We start from the raw sequence: 22,771 nt of genomic DNA, 5'->3' as shown, positions 1-22,771 counted from the left end.
AAATATAACAATCATTATCGTAATTCCTTTACAATAATGATAGATATTTAGTTCACTGGATATAAAGAGATGTCATAAGAAAAGGATGATTCATCATTGGCGGTATTGCCGTTTTTCTTAACAGCAGCAGGATAATTGAATGATTTAGTCGTATCCTATAAAGAGGTAGAAGATAACAGGTATGTTGATTATCCAATATAATCCATAAAAATAGGGAGATTCGTTGATTTCCGCTCCGGCTTACTCGCTTTCCTGCGGGCGAATGCTGAGCCTCCTCGCTACGCTGCGGGGTCTCATCTATTCGCTTTTCCCGCGGGAGTCGAGCAAACCTCCGCTCCAATCTATATAAATGGTCTTAAAAATACAGAGTTTTTCAAAAACTATGCCAAACAAACACCCCTAATTTTTGTAAAATCAACACGCGTGAGAAGATAAAGTAATATAGTTAAGGATAATGGACTGGCATTCCCGTTAAAACAGGAAGCAGAACGAAAATCACAATAATATTACCAGAGGTAGATAATGATGAAAGTGCTATTAATTGATGATGAAGAGCTTTCTTTAGAAGTTATGGAGATTATGCTTTGTAAATTAAATGATATAGAAATTGTAGGAAAATATACGAATCCGATTAGGGCGTTAGAAGATTTAGAAAAAGTACAGGTTGATGTTGTTTTTCTTGATATGGAGATGCCAGGTATGCATGGTCTCGAATTTGCAGAAGAAATAGTGGAGAAATATAGTCATATCGAAGTTCTTTTTGTAACAGCCTATCCACAATTTGCTTTAGAAGCGTTTGAAGTTAATGCGATTGATTATTTATTGAAACCCGTAAGTATGAAAAGGCTGCAAAAGGCTATTAAAAAGATAGAGGAAAAGTTAACTTTATATCAAAGTAGAGAGGAGCTAGTTGATGCAGATACCTCCAGACAGGATTTATATGCATCTTTTATGAGTAGCTTTAGATTATTTGACTATCAAAATGATGAAGTAAAATGGCGTACAAAAAAAGTAAAGGAATTATTTGCATATCTTTGGCATAATCGTAATCACCCGATACACAAATCTCTAGTTACCGAGGAACTTTGGCCGGATAAACAAGCCGAGAAAGCAACCGCTTTATTGCATACAACGATTTATCAGCTAAGAAAAGCTTTGAAGGAAATTGGGATAGAGAAACCTATAATACTAGTCAATGATCATTACAAATTAGCAGTACCCATAAAAAGTGACGTATTAGAAATTCAAGAGATTATTCAATCAGAGCGTCTGAATGTGCTAGAGGTCCAGAAAGTTATAGAGCTATATAGCGGAGAATATATGGAAAATGAAGATTTTATGTGGTCTATACAGTATCAGCAAGAACTCAAGCAAGAAGTTTTTCACTATCTCCAAAAATTTGTCGTAAGTTCAAGACGTAAAAATGAACATACAGAGTTAGTGGGAAAAAGTTTGGAGAAGATGTTAGAGCTTAATCCATATGATGAAGCAACCATGTATCAATTATTAAAGCATTATTGTGAGCAAAATAATACTGGAAAAGTAAAAGAAGTTTTCCAAACGATTGCACACAATTTAAAGGAAGAGTTAGGGGTAAGCATACCAAGGAATATTGTGGCGTTGAATAATAATTATTTTAATAGAACGTAGTAAATTTAATCGGATCAATAAGAAGGCTATTCAGCAGAATTCAACCGTATCTGCTGGATAGCTTTTTCTTTTGTTAAAACAGGTGCGTTGATTATCCAATTTCCACCACAAAATATAATGTATTTGCTGATTTCCGCTACGGCTTGCTTGCGGGCGTGTGTTAAGTGCATTTAAGGGCAACAGGAAGAGTGGGGAGCAATTGCTCGTAAAAACTCGATGGTTCCATCAATATGCAGTTGGATGAAGAGCCCTAAGTTTTACTTAATTTAAATCATGGATAGGTATTAATATCTATATACATGTTTTTTTGAATGCATAAAATTAGTGTATAGGTCATTATACTAACTATTTTCAAAAAATAAAATTAGTATTTAGAACTAATAGTTTATGATTTTTCTATATCATTTCTATTATAATTTAAAAAAAGAAGTGAGAGGAATGATATAGATGAAGAAATTAATAGAAATTATGGTATCCATCTTATTAATAGTCAGTATCTCTCCAATACAAGGATTTGCAAAGGAAGCGAATTCTGTACATACATTAAGTAAAGAACAGCAAAATGTATATAATATTGTACTGAAAAGTATGTTAGATATAGATACTAGCGCTCAATTTAATGCTCAAAAGGTTAATTATGAAAATGTTGGAAATATAGTCAATCAGGTTGTTGAAGAAACACCAGAGATTTTCTATTATCATTCAGTTACTGTAGGCTCTGATGGTACTATTCAATTTAAATATAATAATAGTAAAAAGGATATTCTCAAAAAGAAAAGTAAGATTGATGCAGCTGTAAAAACAATTGTTGCAAAAAGTATTAAAAAAAATATGAGTGATCTTGAAAAAGTAAAGGCTATTCATGATTACCTTGTCTTAAATGTAGAATACGATTATAAGAACTATTTAAACAATAAAGTTCCAGCTGATTCTTATCAAACCTATGGTGCGTTGATCAATAAGAAAGCGGTTTGTGATGGTTATTCGAAATCAATGCAAGTGTTGTTAAAAAAAGCAGGTATAGCATCTATTTATGTAACTGGAACAGCGGATGGTGAAGATCATTCATGGAATTTAGTAAAAGTAAACGGAAAATATTATCACGTGGATACAACATGGGATGATCCAGTCCCCAATAAAAAAGGGGTAGTTAATTATAATTACTTTCTATTAACAAACAATCAATTGAAAAAAGATCATAAATGGACAGAAAGTGACTATCCGAACGCTACTAGTGGTCAATATAACTATTTTCACAATATGGAAAATATGATTGAAAAAAGTGGATACTATTACTACTCCAATGCACAAAATAATATTCTTTATAAAATGAATAAAAGCAGCAAAAAGACATCAAAGGTAGTTTCTGATCGGGTTCCGTATTTTACTATATATGGTCAATGGATTTACTATAGCAATTATTCAAATGGTGGTTATTTATATAAAGTAAAGCTTAACGGAAAAAGTAAAAAGCAAATAAAGCGTATGCATGTTGTCAATATATATATGAACGGTAAAGTTTTATATTATAAAGAATTTGCTTCTGGTAAGTATCGTCAAATAAAACTTTAATACCAAAGTGATAGGTCCAAATCTCATCCAGTGATAGTTATTCTTTTGTTGGATGAGATAAATAAAAGATAATGCCCTAAAAGAGAGTTATTTTGAAATCTTTTAGGGCATTTTATTTTGGTAAAAAATATAAATTTCCCCTTTTGATCAACACGCGTGAAAGAATATTGAATTGTTCAGAATTTGTTTAGTGATAATAGGTTAATATAATTAAATATCGATAATAAAATTTATGTGTATAATTATACAAATTATTGAAGAAAAGTAACAATATTATATATGCGGATTACAGGCAATAGAGCTCATTGCAGGCAGTAATCTCCCCATTTCAAGATTCAAGTAAATATTCGTGAGCCATTGCTCTTGGATTTGTACATGAAAAATTTTTTTACACAGAAAGAGAGGGGGAACAACTACCAGCAAAAGCTCGGTTAGTTCAACTAATACATAGCGGGGGATAAAGAAAATTTCCACCGCATGAAGTTTTCACTCTATAGGAATTTTGGGTAGATAAGAGGAAGGTTGAAGGAAGTGATTGCAAATGCATAGCGATAACCAACTGGAGAAGAGAATGGATTTTCGACAAAATAGATTGCTAGAGAATATGTCGAGAATACTTTTAATATCAAAAGTGTTTATGGGTGTAGTTGCTTGGATTGGTCTTTTTGATATTTTTGCTCCATTATTTTCAAATTTCCAACCACCTTCTTCTAATGATTTTTTACCTATATATATAACATTTGGCTTGTTTAATGGCATTTATTTTTATATTGTTAATAGTCATGTAGGAAAGTCAAACTGGAACGATAAGGAAATTGCTAAATGGGAAAAGATTGTTAATACCTATATAATGCTATCAACCATTTGGGGGATCACAGCTTCCTTCGTCGACCCATTAGAATACAAATATATTTTTATGTACTTCCTATGTGTATTTGTATGTTCTTCGATATTTTATATCGCGTTGAAACAGGTGATTGTATGGAATTTACTGAATACAATCATTTTTATTGCCAGTATTTTAATTATTCACCCTCATAATACGAGTGTTGGCTCGTTGTTCTATTTATTTTTACTTATGGTCTTTGTATCATTTTTACTATCGAGAATCGTATATAGGGCATTTATAAATTCTTATTTTACGAAATTGCAGTGGCAGCATGAATTAGAGAAAAATATGGAGCTAACGAGGGAGTTACAATTAACCAATAAACAGTTAGCTAAACAAGCACACCATGATGAATTAACAGGTGTTTTGAATCGCCATGGTTTTCAAGAGCATGTTCAAAGTCTTTTTGAGAATTTTGATGTGAAAGGCGCTATGGTATCAATTATATTAATCGATATTGATTATTTTAAGTACTTTAATGATTTATACGGACATTCCAGTGGCGATGAAGTTTTGAAGGCTGTTGCTCAAAGTATTGCGCGAATTGCAGATAAAAATGGACATGCAACTGTTAGATGGGGTGGTGAAGAATTCATCGTGGTAGGAACAGATCTGTCTAAAAAGCAAATGAATAGTATTTGTCAGGAGATAGAAAATGCCATCTCAAAACTTAGTATTCAACATAATGATTCTAGTGTTTCTCAGTTTGTAACAGTGAGTATTGGAGCCTCAATGGGATTTTGTGCAACTCCTGTAGAATTGGAAGGCGTGATCGAACATGCCGATCACGCTTTATATCATGTGAAAAATCAAGGAAGAAATTCGTATTTGATCGTAAACTAATCTATGAATGTTCCATCCGATAGTTTTAAATCGTAGCGCTTGGAGTCTATACTTCAAGCGTTTTTTGTATGGGTTTTCATAGTTGTTTTTGGGTGATATGTTAGGATTAGGTACTTCAAGCGGCGATGCTGTTGAATAGGATCTACTGAAATATAAATCAGTATTTAATCTACATATTTTTTCATTAGAATATTTCATTTATGATAAAGAGGTACTTGGAGTTTATCCCGCTTTAACGGGCAGTAAGACCCCCATCTCAAGATTGAGAGAGAAATGACAAAGATAGATGGGGGATCAACTGCCCGTAAAAGTCCGATTGGTTCGGACGGGCAGGATGTTGGTCCCTCAGGTGTTGCTACAGGACGTGGCGCTTTTAACCTGAGTTCCTCTATTTCAGTGGGGGAATGAAGAAAACCCCCACTGATGGACATTCAATTTATAGGAGGTTTTTAGCCGATGTTAGATGAGGCTGTTGATTTTATAAAGATGTATTATATGGAAAATAACTTGCCGGTAGATCAGTTAGAAGAAAGATTAAAGGAAGTTGAGAAGGATATTAGAAAGAACGGACAATATACCCATACTTCAGATGAACTTGCCTTTGGAGCAAGAGTAGCATGGAGAAACAGCAACAGGTGTATAGGGCGATTATTTTGGCAAACCCTTCAGGTGAAGGATCAACGTTCTATTTTAGATGAAGAAACGATTTATGAGAAGCTTTTAGAACATATTGAATTTGCGACTAATGAAGGTAAAATAAGACCTACTATATCCATTTTCGAGCCACAAAAAGTTCGTATTTGGAATCACCAGCTGATTCGTTATGCAGGCTATGAACAAGAGGATGGCACTGTAATTGGTGATTCAGATTCTCTTGCCTTTACAAAAGAATGTATAAAGTTAGGGTGGCACGGAAATGGTGGACAGTTTGATGTTTTGCCATTGGTTATTCAAGTTGAAAATCGTAAGCCTTGTTTCTTTGATATTCCAAAAGAATATATTAAAGAAGTGTCTTTACGTCATCCAGAATTCGATTGGTTTACGGATCTACATTTAAAATGGTACGCCGTGCCAATCATTTCAAGTATGAAGCTCGAAGTAGGTGGTATTACATATGGAGCGGCACCGTTCAATGGATGGTATATGGGAACAGAAATCGGCGCACGTAATTTAGCGGATGACTATCGTTATAATATGTTGCCGATCATTGGGGAGAGTATGGGATTGGATACTTCATCTAATGCCAACTTATGGCGTGATCGTGCGTTAGTAGAATTAAATATAGCAGTGCTTTATTCCTTTAAAGAAGATGGTGTTAGTATTGTCGATCATCATACTGCGGCACAACAATTTAAACGCTTTGAAGCAAATGAAGCCTCTGCAAACCGTGATGTAACAGGAAACTGGACATGGCTGATCCCACCGCTATCACCAGCTACAACACATATTTTCCATAGGCCATATGATAATACAAAGAACTTGCCAGGTTATTCTCATCAGAAAAGACCTTATTGATAGAAAAAGAAAAAGTCATTCAGTCTATAAGGTGAATGGCTTTTTCTTTCTATTATATGGTTAGAACAGGCGTTGACTGATCCAATTTGAGATTAGAAGTGATTCCTATTAACGCTATAGTTTTCTGAGTAACAAGTAGACAAAGTAAGGGACACCTAGAATCGATATCACGATCCCTACTGGTAGCTCAGCGGGTGCTATGATGACTCTTCCTAATGTATCTGCAAGCAACAGTAACAATGAACCGATTAATGCACTAAGTGGTAGGATTTTGCGATAACTTGATCCAACTAACATTTTAGCCATATGTGGTGCGATTAGACCTAAAAATGTGATGCCGCCACCAACGGCTACACAGCCACCAGCGATAGCAACAGCTATAATGAGCAATAGGCGACGTTCTCTTTCCACGTTTGTCCCAAGACCAATGGCTATTGGATCTCCTAAGTTTAATACCTCTAACACATAGGCTTTTGAAAAAGCAAATAATAGTAGTATCAGCAACCATATACATAATGTCCAAACCGATTGCCAGCTTGTACTCCAAATTGTTCCAGACAGCCATACAAGCGCTTTTGTGAAATCGGTCGGTTCCATTTTCATCTGTAAAATGGTAATGCCACTATTAAATGCTGCATTAACGCCTATACCTACTAGTAACAAACGACTTGGCGTTACCCTTCCTTTTTTCCAAGCCAAAGCATAAATGAGACAAGCTGCACACAACGCACCAAAAAATGCTGCAAAAGGCATGATGAAAACAGAAGTTTTTGTTGCTAAAAATGAAGTACCTCGCCCTAAAAACATATAGAGCACTACTACAAAGCCTGCGCCAGCATTGATCCCTAAAATACCAGGGTCGGCTAATGGATTTCGTGAAGCTCCTTGTAAAATAGCTCCTGCAACAGCCATTCCGGCACCGATTAAGATAGCCAATATAATTCGTGGTAGTCGAAATTGGAAAATAGTCATATGATCTTCTTCCGTTCCATGCCCGAATAATGTTAATAAAACATTTTGCAAAGGGATATGGATAAAACCGGCATTCATACTCACAAAAAAGAAAATGATAATAGCTAGAAATGTTATTCCGCAGACTAAAGCAAATTTCGTGTTTCGCATTAAAAGTCCCTCCCATCTTTACGAGCAAGATATAAGAAAAAAGGAACACCTATTAATGCTGTGATTGCTCCGACCGGTGTTTCGAAAGGTGCATTTATCATACGGCCAGCCATATCTGCCCATATCAATAACACACTTCCGAATACGGCTGAAAAGGGTATGACAATACGATAATCTTGTCCAACAATAAAGCGAACAATATGTGGAACAACAAGACCGACGAATCCTACCATTCCAGCAATTGAGACCGAAGCTCCTGTTAACAATAAAACAGCAATGGTGCCACCTAACCTCACTAAATGGGTCCGTTGTCCAAGCCCTGTGGCTATTTCGTCCCCTAAACTTAATACGGTCATTGATCTTGCAAGGAAAAGTGCCAGTACTAATCCGATGACGATAAATGGCACAACAAAGTGGATATGTTGTGGCTGTACGCTTGATATGCTTCCTGCATACCAATAACTCAAGTCTTTTGAGATATCGTATTTTAAACTAATAAAAGTTGATAGCGAACTAAGTAGAGCCGAAATAGCAGAACCAGCTAATGCTAATTTAACAGGTGAGTTTCCACCCTTTGCAAAAGCGATCAATCCAAATACAAGACCAGCGCCTAAACCAGCCCCAGCAAATGAACAAAACATTAATTTTGAAAAACTGATGGCAGGTACGATGGCTAAAGCGATGGCAATGAAAAATGTGCTTCCTGCGGTAACACCGAGAATGGATGGTGAAGCAAGAGGGTTTCTTGTCATACTTTGCATAATTGAACCAGATACGGCCAAAGCAGAACCTACTAGGATTGCTGCAATTGCTCGAGGTAGACGTAATTCACGTACCACTACATGTGCTGCATTAGATTCATCATAATGGAACAAAGAAGTCCAAATATCTTTGTAACTTAAATTTGATGCTCCTAGATGAATAGATACTATTACACTTATTAACAATAAACCAATGGCTACGATCATCCATGTGATGCTTGAGGCTTTGTTTATTGCTTTTTTTTCTTTCTTCATGTGACATCTTCTTTCTCAGTACAGTTTATCCTGCATTAACAAGCAGTAAGTTCCTCTTACGAAAATCAATCAAAATAACAAGGGAGACAACTTCGCTTGTATAAGCTCTACTGGTTTAATGAATGCCCAGTAGGGATGAAGGAAATCTCCACTAGGTAAAGTTATACTTTATAAATCTTATATAGATCATTGGAATTTGACAATGTCTAATAATTATATTTTAATTGATATCGATAATCGTTTTCAATTTAAAATAAAAAATTTTCAGGGGGCTTTTAATGATGTACAACGTTTTAAGTAAGAAAAAGGCAATACAACTTTTAGGGGTAGGTGTCTTAGCATTTTCACTTGCGGCTTGTAACGAAGAAAATAGCAGTGAAAAAACAAGTGATCAAAAAACTGAACAATCTTCTCAAGCTAAATCTACGACACGAGTTGTCACAGATGCAATGGGACATAAAGTGGAAATCCCAGCAAATCCTAAACGAGTGATTGCATCATATTTAGAAGATAACTTGGTTGCCTTAGGAATAACACCAGTTGCTCAATGGAGTGTAGGTGATGGGGCAAGCATTCAAGATTACTTACAAGACAAACTAGGGAAGGTACCAACGATTTCTTATGATTTACCATTTGAATCTGTTCAAAAACTTAAACCTGATTTAATCATTATGGATTCAGCGCAAATGGTAGAGGGCAACAAATACGAACAATATAGCAAAATCGCTCCTACATATGTCATTGGTAAAGAACAAAACAATGATTGGCGTGATGAATTATTGCGTGTCGGAGATGTATTCGATAAAAAAGATCAAGCACAAGAGATTTTAGATAAATACGATGAAAAAGTAACAAAAGCTAAAACAGAAATCAATGATGCAGTAGGCACGCCATCTGTAGCGGCAGTATGGTTATTTGGCGGTAAATTTTATATGGTCAATGAAAAATTATCAACAGGTGCAGTTCTATATCAAGACCTTGGATTAAAAGTTCCTGCTGTAGTCAAAGAAATTTCAGCAAAATCAACAAGTAACTGGAATGAGATTTCATTAGAAAAACTTGTAGAATTAGATGCTGATCACATTTTCTTAGTCAATGGTGATGCGCAAAAAGCCAAAAGCACATTAAGCAATAAATTATGGCAAAGCATTCCTGCTGTAAAGGCTGGCAATGTCCACGAATTCTCTTCTAAAGAAAGCTGGCTTTACACAGGCCCTATTGCCAATGAACAAATCGTAGATAATGTAGTAAAAAGTTTGGCTAAATAATAAGCATAGCTAAACAAAGTTAAAGGTAAAAACATAATATCCAAAAGGCACGAATGTTGATGGATCAGCATCCGTGCCTTTTTCAATTATAGGACAAAAATTTTTCTTTTGAACCAGTCTAGTTTTCTATTTTTCAGATGTTACATAACGATCTTTTGCAGATATCCATGCGAAAAAGAACAAACCAATTACTACAACAATGTAGAGTACATTGGCTGATTGCCAACTTTCAAATAAATCATGAATATAGCCATAAAGTACAGGTCCTGTTGCTGCTAATAGATAGCCGATAGATTGGGCTGTACCAGAAATCTCTGCGGCTTCGAATGCATTGCGAGCGCGTAAAGAGAAAAACATCATCGCTAGTCCAAATGATGCGCCACCTGCGAGACCGATGAAAATCATCCAAAGAATAGTAAGTGAAGTTAGGTTCAGCAAAATCCCTGAAAAACCAATAACATACAAAATACTAAACATCACTACTAATGAGCGTTGATCGGATTTTCTCGCCGCTAGTATAGGGATAAGAAATGTCATAGGCAATTGTGAAAATTGCATAATAGAGAACATCCATCCCGTTTGATGGGCGCTCATCCCTTGAGATTCTAGCATGGCTGGAATCCAAGCTGCAGTTGTATAGAAGAGTAAGGATTGTAAGCCCATTGATAGCGTAATAGCCCATGTCAAAGGATATTTCCAAATCGGTTTGCTAGGTCTCATATGCTTATGATCTTCTTTTACATTTATTTGTTGGCGTAATTGTGGTAACCACGCGAAAAAAGCAATAATCGTAAGTATAAACCAAAAGCCAAGCGCACCTTTCCAACCGACAATTGTACTGGCGATTGGATAGCTAACACCTGCTGCAATACTCGCTGAAATATTCATCGCTACTGTGAAGATGGAAGTTAGCAATCCGACTTGTAAAGGGAATTTTAGCTTAATAAGTGCTGGTAGCAAAACATTACCAAATGCAATGGCAATACCGATGAGTGCTGTCCCTGATAATAAGAAAATGATGTTCCCAATTGAGCGTACAACTATACCGATGGCCAAAATAATCATGGCAAATAGCAAGGTTTTCTCAAACCCAAAGCGTCTTGCAAATTTTGGCGCAAATGGTGAAACCAGTGCAAATGCTAGTAGTGGAATAGTTGTGATAAAACCTGCTAGTACATTGGAAATATCCAAGCCTTGTCTTATATAGGTAATAATTGGGCCTACTGATGTTAGAGGGGAACGTAAAGTAGATGATATGAAAATAATACCAAGTACAAGTATCCAAGTATTTCGATTCCAATGTAATTTTTTACTTTGTCTAGATGTCAGTTGTGTCAATATTGTACAGCCTCCCTGAAAAGAAACTTCTTTGTAACCGTATCATTAATAAATAGTAGATTTCAATATTCCAACATCAATAATTGTTAAGTCTAAATTGTATTAAAATAACAGTTATTTTACGTCTTGTTATTAAAAATTCTCTGTATTATAATAAAAGCCGTATTGAAATTATATATTACATGCCTCATCCAGTAGGTGAGGTAGAGGTTGCTATATCCATGAGTATAATCGACGAGATGAAAAAGCATTATAGACTCGATTAAAAAGGGGATATTGCCGAAGTGTCGACAAGCTTTTTATTGTCCATGCTGGGGCTGTTACCGAAAGGTGCAGAACTGTCACATCTGAAATGATGTGTTGAGCTATCTTGATCAAGATTGGTGGGAGTTTTAGTGACCATCTCAAGTTACTTGGATGGTATTTTTTTTAGGATCTATACTAAATGTTGGGTATCGAAACAAGGATATCTCAAATATTTGAGATAGAACCATTTTTAATTAACTTTACTCTACCTTTTCTTGTGATAAATCGGAAAGAGGAGAATTATGAGTACAAAAAAGACAAGCTCTAGTGAACAACAGAGCTTAAATAGAGGGTTAAAAAGTCGTCATATTACCATGATTTCTCTTGGTGGAACAATTGGAACCGGTTTGCTATTGGCAAGTGGGAATTCAATTGCTGTTGCTGGACCAGGCGGTGCAATACTTGCATATGGTCTAATCGGTATTATGGTATTTTTCTTGATGACTAGTCTTGGGGAAATGGCTGCGTATATGCCCGTTTCAGGATCGTTTAGTACGTATGCTTCAAAATTTATCGACCCGTCATTAGGATTTGCGCTAGGCTGGAACTATTGGTATAACTGGGCGATTACGATTGCAGCCGAAGTGTCTGCTATATCAATCGTTATGAAATATTGGTTTCCTAATATGCCTTCATTTATTTGGAGTGCGGCATTTCTGTTTGTTATCTTTGTGTTGAATTATTTGTCGGTTAATAGCTATGGGGAAAGTGAATATTGGTTTGCGGTTATTAAAGTTGCAACGGTTATTATTTTCTTGATAGTGAGTTTTTTAATGATCTTCGGTATTCTTGGGGGAAAAGCGCCGATCGGATTCACGAACTTCTTTAAAGGGGATGCACCATTTCACGGTGGATTTTTTGCGACATTCGGCATTTTTTTAGCTGCTGGATTCTCATTCCAAGGTACTGAATTATTAGGTATTACAGCAGGAGAAACCAAAAATCCAGGTGAAACTATTCCAAAAGCTGTGAAGCAGATTTTTTGGCGTATCTTGTTATTTTATATTCTAGCTATTTTGGCAATTGGATTATTGATTCCGTATACGGATCAACGACTAGCTAATAGTGATGACGTGACTGTCAGTCCATTTACATTAGTATTCGAAAACGCAGGGATCGCTTTTGCGGCTTCTATTATGAATGCAGTTATTTTAACGGCTATTCTTTCTGCTGGCAACTCTGGCTTATATGCATCATCTCGTACACTATGGGAGTTGGCGATGGAAGGGAAGGCCCCTAAAATCTTTAAACGATTAAATGGACGCGGTGTACCAATCGCAGCACTTATTGTAACTATACTAGTTGCTTGCTTATCATTTTTAGCATCTTTGTTCGGTACAGGTACTGTATATACTTGGCTGTTAAATGCATCTGGCATGTGCGGATTTATCGCATGGTTAGGAATTGCAGCAAGTCATTATCGATTCCGTAAAGTATTTGTAGCACAGGGTCATGATTTATCTGAATTACCGTATCGCTCAAAATTCTTCCCATTTGGTCCGATTTTTGCATTTGTAGTTTGTGCGTTTGTTATACTTGGTCAAAATTACACAGCATTTACAGGGGATCACATTGATTGGAACGGTATTTTCGTATCCTATATTGGTTTACCGATCTTCCTGATTATTTGGTTTGGTTATAAATGGAAACATAAAACAAAGATAATCCGTCTAGAGGATGCGGATTTGACGGCTAAACGCCATATGAAAGAATAATAAAAAAATAGTCTATAGAATCGGTTTCACAATGCTTTTGAGCTAAAAAAAACGAATGATTTTCTTTTCATAAACTATTTAACAATTCGGATGCTATTTCCTCTATTATATTTACTTTGTATGTCATTTCAGATTGGGCGAGCATGGAGGCCTCCTCATGAAATCCAGGTCGTGTTTTCATATAGGGGTCTCACTTGTCATGCCCGGTCGCTAAATGATTTCACTAAATGGGCGCACTTATAGGAAAACGACTAAGACGTACCGAAACTTAGCTAATCATATTGGGTAATCATCCTTTGTGGAAAATATTGTATGATAATGATGCGAAGTAAGCGAGAAGGATGAATATATAAGAGAATTGGTGTGATTATCCTCTAAAATGTTCGGAGATTAGCTGAAATTTCGTTTCAATATCTGTAAATATTCGGGTTTTACAATTATCAGAATTATTCTATATTTTAATGTTTTATTGAATTTTATAAATAGCATGCTATAATTGGGACATTCTCAATTTAAAACTGAATATCATTTACTCATATAATAGCAAGAATATGGCTTGCAAGTTTCTACCAGATCACCGTAAATGATCTGACTATGAGAAGCAACGCAATGTTTATAAATTGTTCTTTTCGACTTATAGCTCGAAGGACTTGCTCCACTCATAGATGATTGGATGTACGAGTTCTTCGGGCTTTTTATCTATTTAAAAACTGAAGTGGCTCGTGTCAAGAAAGATAGGAGAAGGACGCAGCATTGCGGGGTATTGCCTATCAGGTTCGCAGCATGTGAATTCTTGAAAATCCGGTCATTGAAAGCAAGGTAGATTTAAAAACGTGAAAATAAGAAGGGAGATCCCAAGGTTGAAAGCACTTCAGGAAAAAATCGTAAGGGAAGGTAAAGTCTTATCAGGAGATGTATTAAAAGTAGATTCATTTTTGAATCATCAAATTGATCCACAACTCATGCAAGCAATAGGTCAAGAGTTTGCCGATCGATATAAAGATGCAGGTTTGACAAAAATCCTTACGATCGAATCATCAGGCATTGCACCAGCAGTAATGGCTGGACTTATTTTAGGAATCCCCGTTGTCTTTGCTCGTAAACGTAAATCTATAACATTAACAGATAATTTCTATTCTGCAAATGTTTATTCGTTCACTAAAAAGGTTACCAATACAATTTCTGTATCAAAAGATTATATAACGCAAGGTGATATTGTATTAGTAATCGATGATTTTTTAGCAAATGGGGAAGCAGCAAAGGGATTAATCGACATTGTTAAACAAGCAGGTGCTACTACAAGTGGAATCGGTATTGTGATAGAAAAAGGCTTCCAACCAGGAGGTCAATTACTACGTGAACAGGGTTATCGCGTTGATTCGTTAGCGATTATTTCATCATTAGAAAATGGAAAAGTACAATTTGCTTAGGAGGCAACTAATCAGATGAACAAGGCAAAACTTGCAACACTTGGAATCCAACATTTATTAGCAATGTATGCGGGAGCCATTTTAGTACCATTAATCATTGGTGGTGCATTAAAATTTGATTCAACTCAGTTAACGTATTTAGTATCTATTGATATTATGATGTGTGGTATCGCGACATTATTACAAGTTATGCGTGGTAAAGTAATTGGTATTGGATTACCGTTAGTTCTTGGATGTACATTTACAGCTGTAACACCAATCATTGGCATTGGCTCAAAATACGGTATTGGCTCTATTTATGGTGCAATTATTGCGTCCGGTTTAATCGTTGTCCTTATTTCAGGTATCTTTGGAAAACTCGTAAAATTCTTCCCGCCCATTGTTACTGGTTCTGTCGTCACGATTATTGGGATCACATTAATCCCAGTCGCTATTAATAATGCAGGTGGTGGTCAAGGAGCTCCTGATTTCGGGTCAGTTTCTAATATTTCACTTGCGTTTGGTACATTAATCGCTATTGTTTTACTGTATCGTTTCACAAAAGGATTTGTTCGTTCAATTGCCATTTTAATAGGTTTAGTACTTGGCACTGTAGTAGCTGCTTTTATGGGAAAGGTAGATTTTTCACCAGTAGCTGATGCTGCATGGGGACAAATTGTAACACCGTTTTACTTTGCAACACCAGAATTCCATGCACAACCAATCATCATTATGACGCTTGTAGCGATTGTATCGCTTGTTGAATCTACAGGCTCTTATTTTGCATTGAGCAGTATGACAAATACACCTATTAACGATAAGGCACTAGCACGTGGTTATCGTTCAGAAGGTTTAGCTTCAATTATTGGTGGGATCTTTAACTCATTCCCTTATACAGCGTTTTCTCAAAATGTGGGTCTAATACAAATGACAGGTGTAAAAAATCGTGCTGTCATCTTTATCACAGGAATTATGCTTGTCGCATTGGGTTTCTTGCCTAAAATTGCTGCACTAACAACAATCATTCCTACAGCTGTACTTGGTGGTGCGATGATCGCTATGTTTGGTATGGTTATTTCACAAGGTGTCAAAATGTTAGGCAGTGCAATAAATGAATCAGAAGGAAATGCAATGATCATTGCTTGCTCGATTGGTATGGGGCTTGGTGTAACAGTCGTTCCTGATATTTTCAAAGTGCTTCCAGAAACAGTGCGTATTCTAACAAGTAATGGCATTGTTGCTGGTAGTGTAACAGCAATCGTATTAAATATTATCTTCAACATGATTCCGTGGAGACGGGATGAAAAAATAGAAGTGAAAAAGGAAACAAACGAAGTCAAAACGAACCTCACTGAAAAGCATGTTTAACATCTAGATTATTTTTGCCTCATCCAATAGGATGGGGCTTTTTTGTGTAAAAATATCCAATTTGTCACCTTTTCGAATTATTCAGGATAGATTATATAAAAGCATATAACCCATTTTACTTTGAATTTGAGATTTAGTGTTATAATGATTTTGTATACAATAATTTTCCAATAATTATTTGACTTTGGATCCGATTTCTAGATTGCGGTCATTCGCAGACAGAAAAAGGTGTCCATTACTTATTATTCGAGGTGTGGAAGATGATCGATCAATATTTTTACAAGACGTTATTTAAAAGTACATTTTCCGATCCTGTAGAAATTACATTATGGGATGGGGAAAAGGTCCATTATGGAGAAGGAAAACCTGTTTTTAGAATAAAGATGAATGAAGTGATTCCCAAAGCTGAAATTGTGCAAGATCCATCTATGGCAATGGGCGAAGCATATATGACAGGGAAACTTGAAGTTGAAGGGGACTTAAAAAGAGTTGTTCAATCGATTTATGAAAAACAAGGTAGTTTTCTTGGCAATGGCAAGTTATATAAAACCCTTTTAAAGACCATTACGAACAATAAAAAACATAGCAAAGAAAATATTCAATTCCACTATGATATCGGCAATGATTTTTATAAATTATGGTTAGATGAAACGATGACCTATTCATGTGCATACTTTAAACATGAAAATGAGTCATTAGCCGATGCACAACGCAATAAAGTTGCATATATCCTCAAAAAACTTAATCTCCAAAAGGATCAAACCCTCTTAGATATTGGTTGTGGGTGGGGCGAACTCATCGTCACTGCTGCCAAAAAATATGGCGTAAAAGCTACAGGTATTACATTATCAAACGAACAATATGCACGTGTGAAAGAAAGAATTATTGAAGAAAATCTCATCGATTTAGTCGATGTCAAGCTTATGGATTACCGAGATATACAAGGATCATTCGATCGTGTAGTATCAGTCGGTATGTTAGAACATGTAGGTCAGGACCATTTAGAGGAATACTTTGAAAAAGTCTATGATTTACTTGCGGATGGAGGAATATCTATGCTCCATTGTATTACGTGCCAAAAGGAAGGTGCATCGAATTCATGGATTGATCAATATATTTTCCCTGGAGGCTATGTACCAGGTGTAGCAGAGCTTGTTCAGCATATTACATCCAAACAATTTCATTTAGTCGATCTTGAAAGTCTTCGTCGTCATTATGAGAAAACATTAGATATATGGGCATCCAACTTTGAAGGGGCAATAGAAGAAGTGAAAAAGATGAAGGATGAGACATTTATCCGTATGTGGAGACTTTACTTAAATGCATGTGCCGCATCATTTGCTGCAGGTAATATTGACTTATCACAATTGATCTTTACAAAAGGTGTTAACAATGAAATGCCAATGACCCGTGAATATATGTATCAATAGTGCAAATATAAAGGGCTGGATGCAAACTCCATTTTGGATTATATAAAAATAAAGCACAGAATGCTATTCAATCCGCATTCTGTGCTTTTGTATATGGCATATTTTCTTAGATTATTGTTCCAGCATAAGCTACTTTTTATTTTTACTATTAAACAAGCGCTTGCTCTTTTTCTAATGCTTTGCCTAAGAAAGTAGCAAGTTCTAGCATACCGTATTTTCCAGCTCTGGCTTCAGCATCACTATTATAGTTCGTATTTGTGTTGATATCATAAGTGTAAACTGTACCATCTTCAGCTTTAATGAATTCAATGCCTGCAACCGTGATATTTTGATCTTTTAAGAATTTTTCATAAGATTTGATTTGTTCTAAATCTAATACGGAATTATCTACGATTTGGAATTTAGGCTTTTCTTCTACTTGTTCGCCAACAGGGCAGAATAAGTCATTGATCTGACAAGCGTCCGCTGGGCACAACTCGAAACCTTTTGATGTATCAACCTGTACAGCGTAAACAAATTTAGCATTAACAAATTCAGCACGAGTAATAAATGATTCTGGCGATTTGATGTATTGTTGGATTAATGTAATACCATCAACGGGTTCTTCGTAAAGTGGACCATTTACATATGCTTCTAATGCTTCAATAGTGTTGAATAATTGAACACCAAGTCCCTTACCAGCACGATTATGTTTCGTGATAAATGAAGGGGTATTGATTTTCTTTGCTGCTTCAATAATTTGTTGTTTACCAACAGCAGCAATCGTTCTTGGTGTACGGATACCGGCTTTTTCAAGTGCTAAGTATTGATTTACTTTACTTAGTTCCAATTTAAGTGCATCTGTTCCATTAAAGACAGTACGGCCGTGGAATTCTAACCAAGCAAGTACTGCGTTTGCAAGTTCTGGTGCAAAACGGTGATCACGTGTATGTGATGATGCGCTCATACGACTGTAAAATATTCCTTCTGGTGGTACAGAACTTAAATCAACTGTCCCTTGATCTAAGAACCATTCTTCATATGGAATATTTAGTTCATCTAAACGTTTTGTTAAATGATCTGTCCATTCGCTGTTTTCATGAATAATATAAACTTTTGACATCATTTAACCTCCACTTTTTTATTTCTAAGTTGTTCTACTAATGGTTTTACTTTTTCAGCAAAGATCTTCATTTCTTCTAGCTGTGGTGAGAATTGTAGGATCAATAAATTCAACCCAACTTCTTCATAGGCAAGAATACGTTTTGCGATTTGTTCAGGAGTACCTACTAAATTTGGACGTAAGCCACGATTTGATACACAATAATCTTCTTTGCTGACTTTTACATTTAGTTGTGATTTGCTTGTGAAATCTTGATAACCGGCATATGCTTTGCTATCTGGATTCATCGAAGTGATTCTTTCTAATTCAGCTTGTGCTTCCTCTTCTGTATCACGGCAAATAACATAGGCAGCCATACCAAATGTTTCGAAATCTGGTTTACCAAGTTCCACGCGTCGACCATTCATTTCTTTAATCTTCGCTTCGATCTCTTCTATCGTACCACCATGCATGACATAAGAGTCACAAATTCTAGAGATTGTTTGTTTACCAGTTTCAGATTCACCACCAGCAAAAATAGGGATATGGTTGTTTCTTAATGGTTTTGGTAAAAGATAAGTGTTTTCGAATTCATAATAATCACCTTTAAATGATGCAGGTGTTTTTGTGAATAATTCTTCTAATGCATTGACAAATTCTTCCGCACGGGCATAGCGTGAATCATGAGCAGTGAAAGCACCGCCATATTGTCGTGCTTCTTCTTCCCACCATGCAGATACGATATTCAAAGCAAGACGACCCTTGCTAATATGATCGATATTTGAAGCCATTTTTCCAAAAGTTTGTGGTTTATAATAACCTGGGCGAATAGCTACAAGGATGTTTAGCTTTTCTGTAACTGCGGCAACAGCTGCGGCAGTAGACCAAGCATCTAATGCAGGTTCCTCGATTCCTTTAATATCATTTAAAAACAACTCAGCGATCAGGGTCATATCATAGCCAAGTTGTTCAGCTTGCTGAGCCACTTTTTTTACATAATCAAATGTAGCTGGCATTTGTTTATATTCATCCTCAATATTGCGTAACCAACCACCATAAAGAGGTGACCAATATCCGTATTTCATATCCTTAAAGCCGCCTTTCCAGTCTGATTTTTAAATAGTCTGACTATTACGTGTGTTTATCTTAGCATAAAACCATGTGATAAACAATATAATATCGATAAAACAAAGGCGATAAGTAGGGATTTGTCATAGAATGATCAAAAATAACTGGTTTAGAAAATTGGGATGATGAAAATAGGGTAAATAAAAACGAGAGACCCAACAAGGCCTCTTTTGTTAGATGATGAAATGGAACAGACAATTAATGTAAGAATAGCAATGAAATCTTGATACAACAATCTATCTGCGAAAATAAAAACTCTAGCTTACATAATGGTAGTTTTTTCGTACCGAGAACTTGACCACTGACTGTTGAAATCAGTTCTAACCTTAATATAATAGTAGATTATTATTCTTCCCACTTTTTCATCTGTTCTTCTTCTGCAGCGATTTGTAAATCATACGCATTAATTAGGAAAATTTCATAGTCATGATTGTTGGCATACTGCTCAGCCAGTTTTTTTATATATTTTGGCGAACCTTCTTTTTCCTCATCATAAACGATCAGGATCCCATCAGAATTTTTTAGAAAGAATTTATTTTTTTCGATAAATTGCCAAGGAGCTTCATATGGTCGTTTTGTTAGACTTGTCACAAAATCAGCTTGTGATAAAATCATTTCATATTTTTCTTGTTTGGATTCGTTCCAATTTTTTTCTTGGTCTAAAAAGGGTGTCATGATTGCATATTTCAACTCAGGATATTCCATTTGCAAATCCATAATCACTTCTGCGGTCCAAGTTTCTACACCTAGTTGACCACTTAAAATCACCCACTCAAGCCCATCTTCAAGGAGTGGAATAATTCGATCCTGTAAGGCTTTTTTGATAATAGGAATGCCAGGATGATGATCGTCGAAAATACCAAGTTCATGTGCCTTATAGCCAGTTATAACAAGACGAGTTAGCATATATACCTCCCACTTTGATACATAAGTTAGATTCTATCTGACATATTCATTGGATATAGATTTTGTTTTAACATTACGACTATTGTTGTTTGTTACAGGCGAGGCAGATATTTTTTTAAAAGTTGCCGCTTTATATAACACACATAAAATATAAAAAACCGATTTCTATAGAAACCGGTTGACTGAAATAAGTATAGAAATAGTTATGTCGTTGCCCAGTCTACTTGTTAAGTCAGTGTTTAATGTGAAAACAAGTGTATGTACATCAACAATTTTCGCTTTTCATTTTACAATAGCTATGTTTTATTTACAATGGGATTATTTGTAACTTAAGAAGAATATTGCATTGTTGCAGATAAAAGCTTATGAAGCTGCATCTTATAGAAAGATTCTATTAATATTTAGCTCTAAAACTAGTTATTTTAGGCTGCGTTTTAACCTCAATATTATAAGTCTAATAAAGTGCATTTTATAAAAAGATAATTTATAATATAGTCGTACTAAAAATAGTAGATATAGTACATTTGTGAAAACGTTTCCGGAAACTGTGCACATAGAAGAAGTTAGCCTATATATGATGAAATTTATACGAATTTAAACTATATAAATATAATTTTCTGGGAGGGTCTAAACAATGAAAGCAGCAGTATGGCATGGTAAGAAAGACATTCGTATTGAAGAAAAAGAATTAAAACCATTAAAAGATAATGAAGTAACCGTTCGTGTCGCATGGGCAGGGATCTGTGGTAGTGACTTACATGAATATCAAGAGGGACCTGTGTTTGTACCCGTTGAAAAAGCAGATGAACTCACTGGGGAAATCGCTCCCATTATTATGGGTCATGAATTTGCAGGGATTATTGAAAAAGTCGGCAAGGACGTTCAAAATTATAAAGTGGGAGATCGCGTAGTGGTGAATCCAACATTAACACATGGCGATAAACCAGAAGATGTTGACTGTTATGATGGCTTCAGCTTTATCGGTTTACATGGAGACGGCGGTTTCACCAAATACGCAAATGCTCCAGAATCCAATTTATATCGCTTACCTGAAACGCTAACACTTCAAGATGGTGCTTTAGTGGAACCAACAGCCGTAGCTGTACAAGCTGTTAAGGAAGCCGATTTACGCTTTGGAGATACCGTAGCCATCTATGGTGCAGGCCCAATCGGGTTATTGACAACACTTGCCGCAAAAGCAGCGGGTGCCACTAAAATTATTGTTCTGGATCTTTCTGAAACGCGTTTAGAAAAAGCGAAAGAACTGGGTGCTACGCATATCATCAACTCAGGGAAAGTCAATGGACCAGCAGCTGTTCGAGAAATCGTCCCTAATGGAGTAGATGTAACATTTGAAGTGGCTGGAGTGGCTCCAACCTTTAAACAAGCCATCGATTCAACTCGTGCACGTGGGACAATGGTGATCGTTTCTATCTTTGCGCGTCCTATCGAATGGAACCCATTACATTTAACGAATACAGGTGTCAAAATCACTTCAACCATTGCTTATACACCAACTACATTCCAACAAACTGTAGATTTAATGGGCACTGGTCAATTGAAACCACAAGGTATCGTCACCTCTCAAATTGTATTAGACGATATTGTAGAAAAAGGCTTTGAAGCATTAACGAACGACAAATCTCAAGCTAAAATTCTAGTTGAATTAAGCGGAGAAAAATAGGTCTTAACTATATCAAATTAAAAGATAAATAGAAAAACGAAACTGCAGGCAAATCCTTATAAATTGGATGACCTGCAGTTTTTTTGCACTTTTTAAAATGTATCTTTGGTTACTCTGAAAAAATTCTAAATTATTTAAATGAAGATGATGTTCTCTCAACACAGACATCATCTTTTTAAGTTCCAATCAATGGTTCTGTTTATCTGTTTTGGTCATTTAAATTATACCAAATTGGGGAGGTCCCATATTTTATTGTTTTGAAACCCTTGTGAGACAAGTGTTAGAATTATGGAATTAACTTAATTTATATTATTTTCGATTTTTATGTAAAATTTATATATTCGAATCAATTTCATAATGTAAAATTCAGGTAAAAAACACGAACATTTTAAATCAACATGAACATTAATATTCAGAAATTTTTGTTCCGTTGCAGACGGCGCTTTCCACGGGCTTGGCTTCAATCTCCTCGAGTCAACACGATGTTGACTCCAGATCTCCTTCCGCATCGAAAGCGTAAGCGACAGATGT

General features: G+C 35.8%; 17 protein-coding genes and 2 riboswitches. Of the genes, 11 read left to right on the top strand and 6 right to left on the bottom strand.

What is annotated here, in order from left to right; translation table 11 throughout:
• The first annotated feature begins 522 nt into the window (after positions 1 to 522).
• The 5 genes from FEU33_RS16655 (at position 523) to FEU33_RS16640 (ending at position 6,469) form a co-directional block, all read left to right on the top strand.
• Complete coding sequence (locus tag FEU33_RS16655) at positions 523 to 1,650, top strand: response regulator (RefSeq protein WP_146550616.1); 1,128 nt, start codon at positions 523 to 525, stop codon at positions 1,648 to 1,650.
• Between the two features lie 447 nt (positions 1,651 to 2,097).
• Entirely contained in the window at positions 2,098 to 3,222 is a 1,125-nt protein-coding gene (locus tag FEU33_RS16650) for a DUF5050 domain-containing protein (RefSeq protein ID WP_146550615.1), read from the top strand.
• 541 nt (positions 3,223 to 3,763) lie between these two features.
• On the top strand, positions 3,764 to 4,954 hold the full coding sequence (locus FEU33_RS16645; protein WP_146550614.1) for a GGDEF domain-containing protein: 1,191 nt from the start codon (positions 3,764 to 3,766) through the stop codon (positions 4,952 to 4,954).
• A gap of 273 nt (positions 4,955 to 5,227) precedes the next feature.
• The gene (locus FEU33_RS19340) at positions 5,228 to 5,362 is read left to right on the top strand and encodes a hypothetical protein (protein WP_280524871.1); all 135 of its coding nucleotides are present in this window, start codon (positions 5,228 to 5,230) and stop codon (positions 5,360 to 5,362) included.
• 48 nt (positions 5,363 to 5,410) lie between these two features.
• Positions 5,411 to 6,469, top strand: a complete 1,059-nt coding sequence (locus FEU33_RS16640) for a nitric oxide synthase oxygenase (protein WP_146550613.1) — start codon at positions 5,411 to 5,413, stop codon at positions 6,467 to 6,469.
• 114 nt (positions 6,470 to 6,583) lie between these two features.
• Here the strand turns inward: FEU33_RS16640 and FEU33_RS16635 are convergent, their stop codons facing one another.
• Together FEU33_RS16635 and FEU33_RS16630 are read right to left on the bottom strand one after the other, a co-directional pair.
• Entirely contained in the window at positions 6,584 to 7,591 is a 1,008-nt protein-coding gene (locus tag FEU33_RS16635; RefSeq protein ID WP_146550612.1) for a FecCD family ABC transporter permease, read from the bottom strand.
• Positions 7,591 to 8,607 (bottom strand): FecCD family ABC transporter permease, encoded by a 1,017-nt coding sequence (locus FEU33_RS16630; RefSeq protein WP_146550611.1) that lies wholly within the window; start codon positions 8,605 to 8,607, stop codon positions 7,591 to 7,593. Before FEU33_RS16630 ends, FEU33_RS16635 begins: the two co-directional genes overlap by 1 nt.
• Positions 8,608 to 8,885: 278 nt before the next feature.
• On the opposite strand from FEU33_RS16630, the gene FEU33_RS16625 reads away from it, so the two are divergent.
• Positions 8,886 to 9,875 carry an iron-hydroxamate ABC transporter substrate-binding protein gene (locus FEU33_RS16625; protein WP_146550610.1) on the top strand — a complete coding sequence of 330 codons (990 nt, stop codon included), beginning with the start codon at positions 8,886 to 8,888 and terminating at the stop codon, positions 9,873 to 9,875.
• A gap of 126 nt (positions 9,876 to 10,001) precedes the next feature.
• Here the strand turns inward: FEU33_RS16625 and FEU33_RS16620 are convergent, their stop codons facing one another.
• Positions 10,002 to 11,216 (bottom strand): CynX/NimT family MFS transporter, encoded by a 1,215-nt coding sequence (locus FEU33_RS16620; protein ID WP_146550609.1) that lies wholly within the window; start codon positions 11,214 to 11,216, stop codon positions 10,002 to 10,004.
• 193 nt (positions 11,217 to 11,409) lie between these two features.
• Positions 11,410 to 11,589, top strand: a riboswitch (Lysine riboswitch).
• Positions 11,590 to 11,761: 172 nt separating this feature from the next.
• On the opposite strand from FEU33_RS16620, the gene FEU33_RS16615 reads away from it, so the two are divergent.
• The 4 genes from FEU33_RS16615 to FEU33_RS16600 all read left to right on the top strand — a co-directional run bounded on the left by FEU33_RS16615 (position 11,762) and on the right by FEU33_RS16600 (position 17,441).
• Positions 11,762 to 13,234, top strand: a complete 1,473-nt coding sequence (locus FEU33_RS16615) for an amino acid permease (protein WP_146550608.1) — start codon at positions 11,762 to 11,764, stop codon at positions 13,232 to 13,234.
• A 513-nt stretch (positions 13,235 to 13,747) separates the two neighbouring features.
• Positions 13,748 to 13,849, top strand: a riboswitch (purine riboswitch).
• Positions 13,850 to 14,094: 245 nt separating this feature from the next.
• Complete coding sequence (locus FEU33_RS16610) at positions 14,095 to 14,664, top strand: xanthine phosphoribosyltransferase (RefSeq protein ID WP_146550607.1); 570 nt, start codon at positions 14,095 to 14,097, stop codon at positions 14,662 to 14,664.
• Positions 14,665 to 14,679: 15 nt separating this feature from the next.
• The gene (locus tag FEU33_RS16605) at positions 14,680 to 16,011 is read left to right on the top strand and encodes a nucleobase:cation symporter-2 family protein (RefSeq protein ID WP_146550606.1); all 1,332 of its coding nucleotides are present in this window, start codon (positions 14,680 to 14,682) and stop codon (positions 16,009 to 16,011) included.
• A 260-nt stretch (positions 16,012 to 16,271) separates the two neighbouring features.
• Positions 16,272 to 17,441 carry an SAM-dependent methyltransferase gene (locus FEU33_RS16600; protein ID WP_146550605.1) on the top strand — a complete coding sequence of 390 codons (1,170 nt, stop codon included), beginning with the start codon at positions 16,272 to 16,274 and terminating at the stop codon, positions 17,439 to 17,441.
• Positions 17,442 to 17,589: 148 nt separating this feature from the next.
• Here the strand turns inward: FEU33_RS16600 and FEU33_RS16595 are convergent, their stop codons facing one another.
• The 3 genes from FEU33_RS16595 to FEU33_RS16585 form a co-directional block, all read right to left on the bottom strand.
• The gene (locus FEU33_RS16595; RefSeq protein ID WP_146550604.1) at positions 17,590 to 18,543 is read right to left on the bottom strand and encodes an ATP-grasp domain-containing protein; all 954 of its coding nucleotides are present in this window, start codon (positions 18,541 to 18,543) and stop codon (positions 17,590 to 17,592) included.
• Entirely contained in the window at positions 18,543 to 19,607 is a 1,065-nt protein-coding gene (locus FEU33_RS16590) for an LLM class flavin-dependent oxidoreductase (RefSeq protein ID WP_146550603.1), read from the bottom strand. The genes FEU33_RS16595 and FEU33_RS16590 overlap by 1 nt, the downstream gene beginning before the upstream one ends.
• Before the next feature lie 388 nt (positions 19,608 to 19,995).
• A complete protein-coding gene (locus tag FEU33_RS16585; RefSeq protein ID WP_146550602.1) occupies positions 19,996 to 20,556 on the bottom strand; it encodes an SLOG family protein in 561 nt (186 codons plus the stop codon).
• Between the two features lie 634 nt (positions 20,557 to 21,190).
• Between FEU33_RS16585 and FEU33_RS16580 the strand changes: the two genes are divergently transcribed.
• The gene (locus tag FEU33_RS16580) at positions 21,191 to 22,240 is read left to right on the top strand and encodes a 2,3-butanediol dehydrogenase (protein WP_146550601.1); all 1,050 of its coding nucleotides are present in this window, start codon (positions 21,191 to 21,193) and stop codon (positions 22,238 to 22,240) included.
• Positions 22,241 to 22,771: the final 531 nt, after the last annotated feature.

Source organism: Rummeliibacillus suwonensis (genome assembly GCF_007896435.1).
Taxonomy (GTDB): domain Bacteria; phylum Bacillota; class Bacilli; order Bacillales_A; family Planococcaceae; genus Rummeliibacillus; species Rummeliibacillus suwonensis.
The sequence above is the reverse complement of the archived record's forward strand: the minus strand, read 5'-3'. Positions and strand labels throughout refer to the sequence as shown.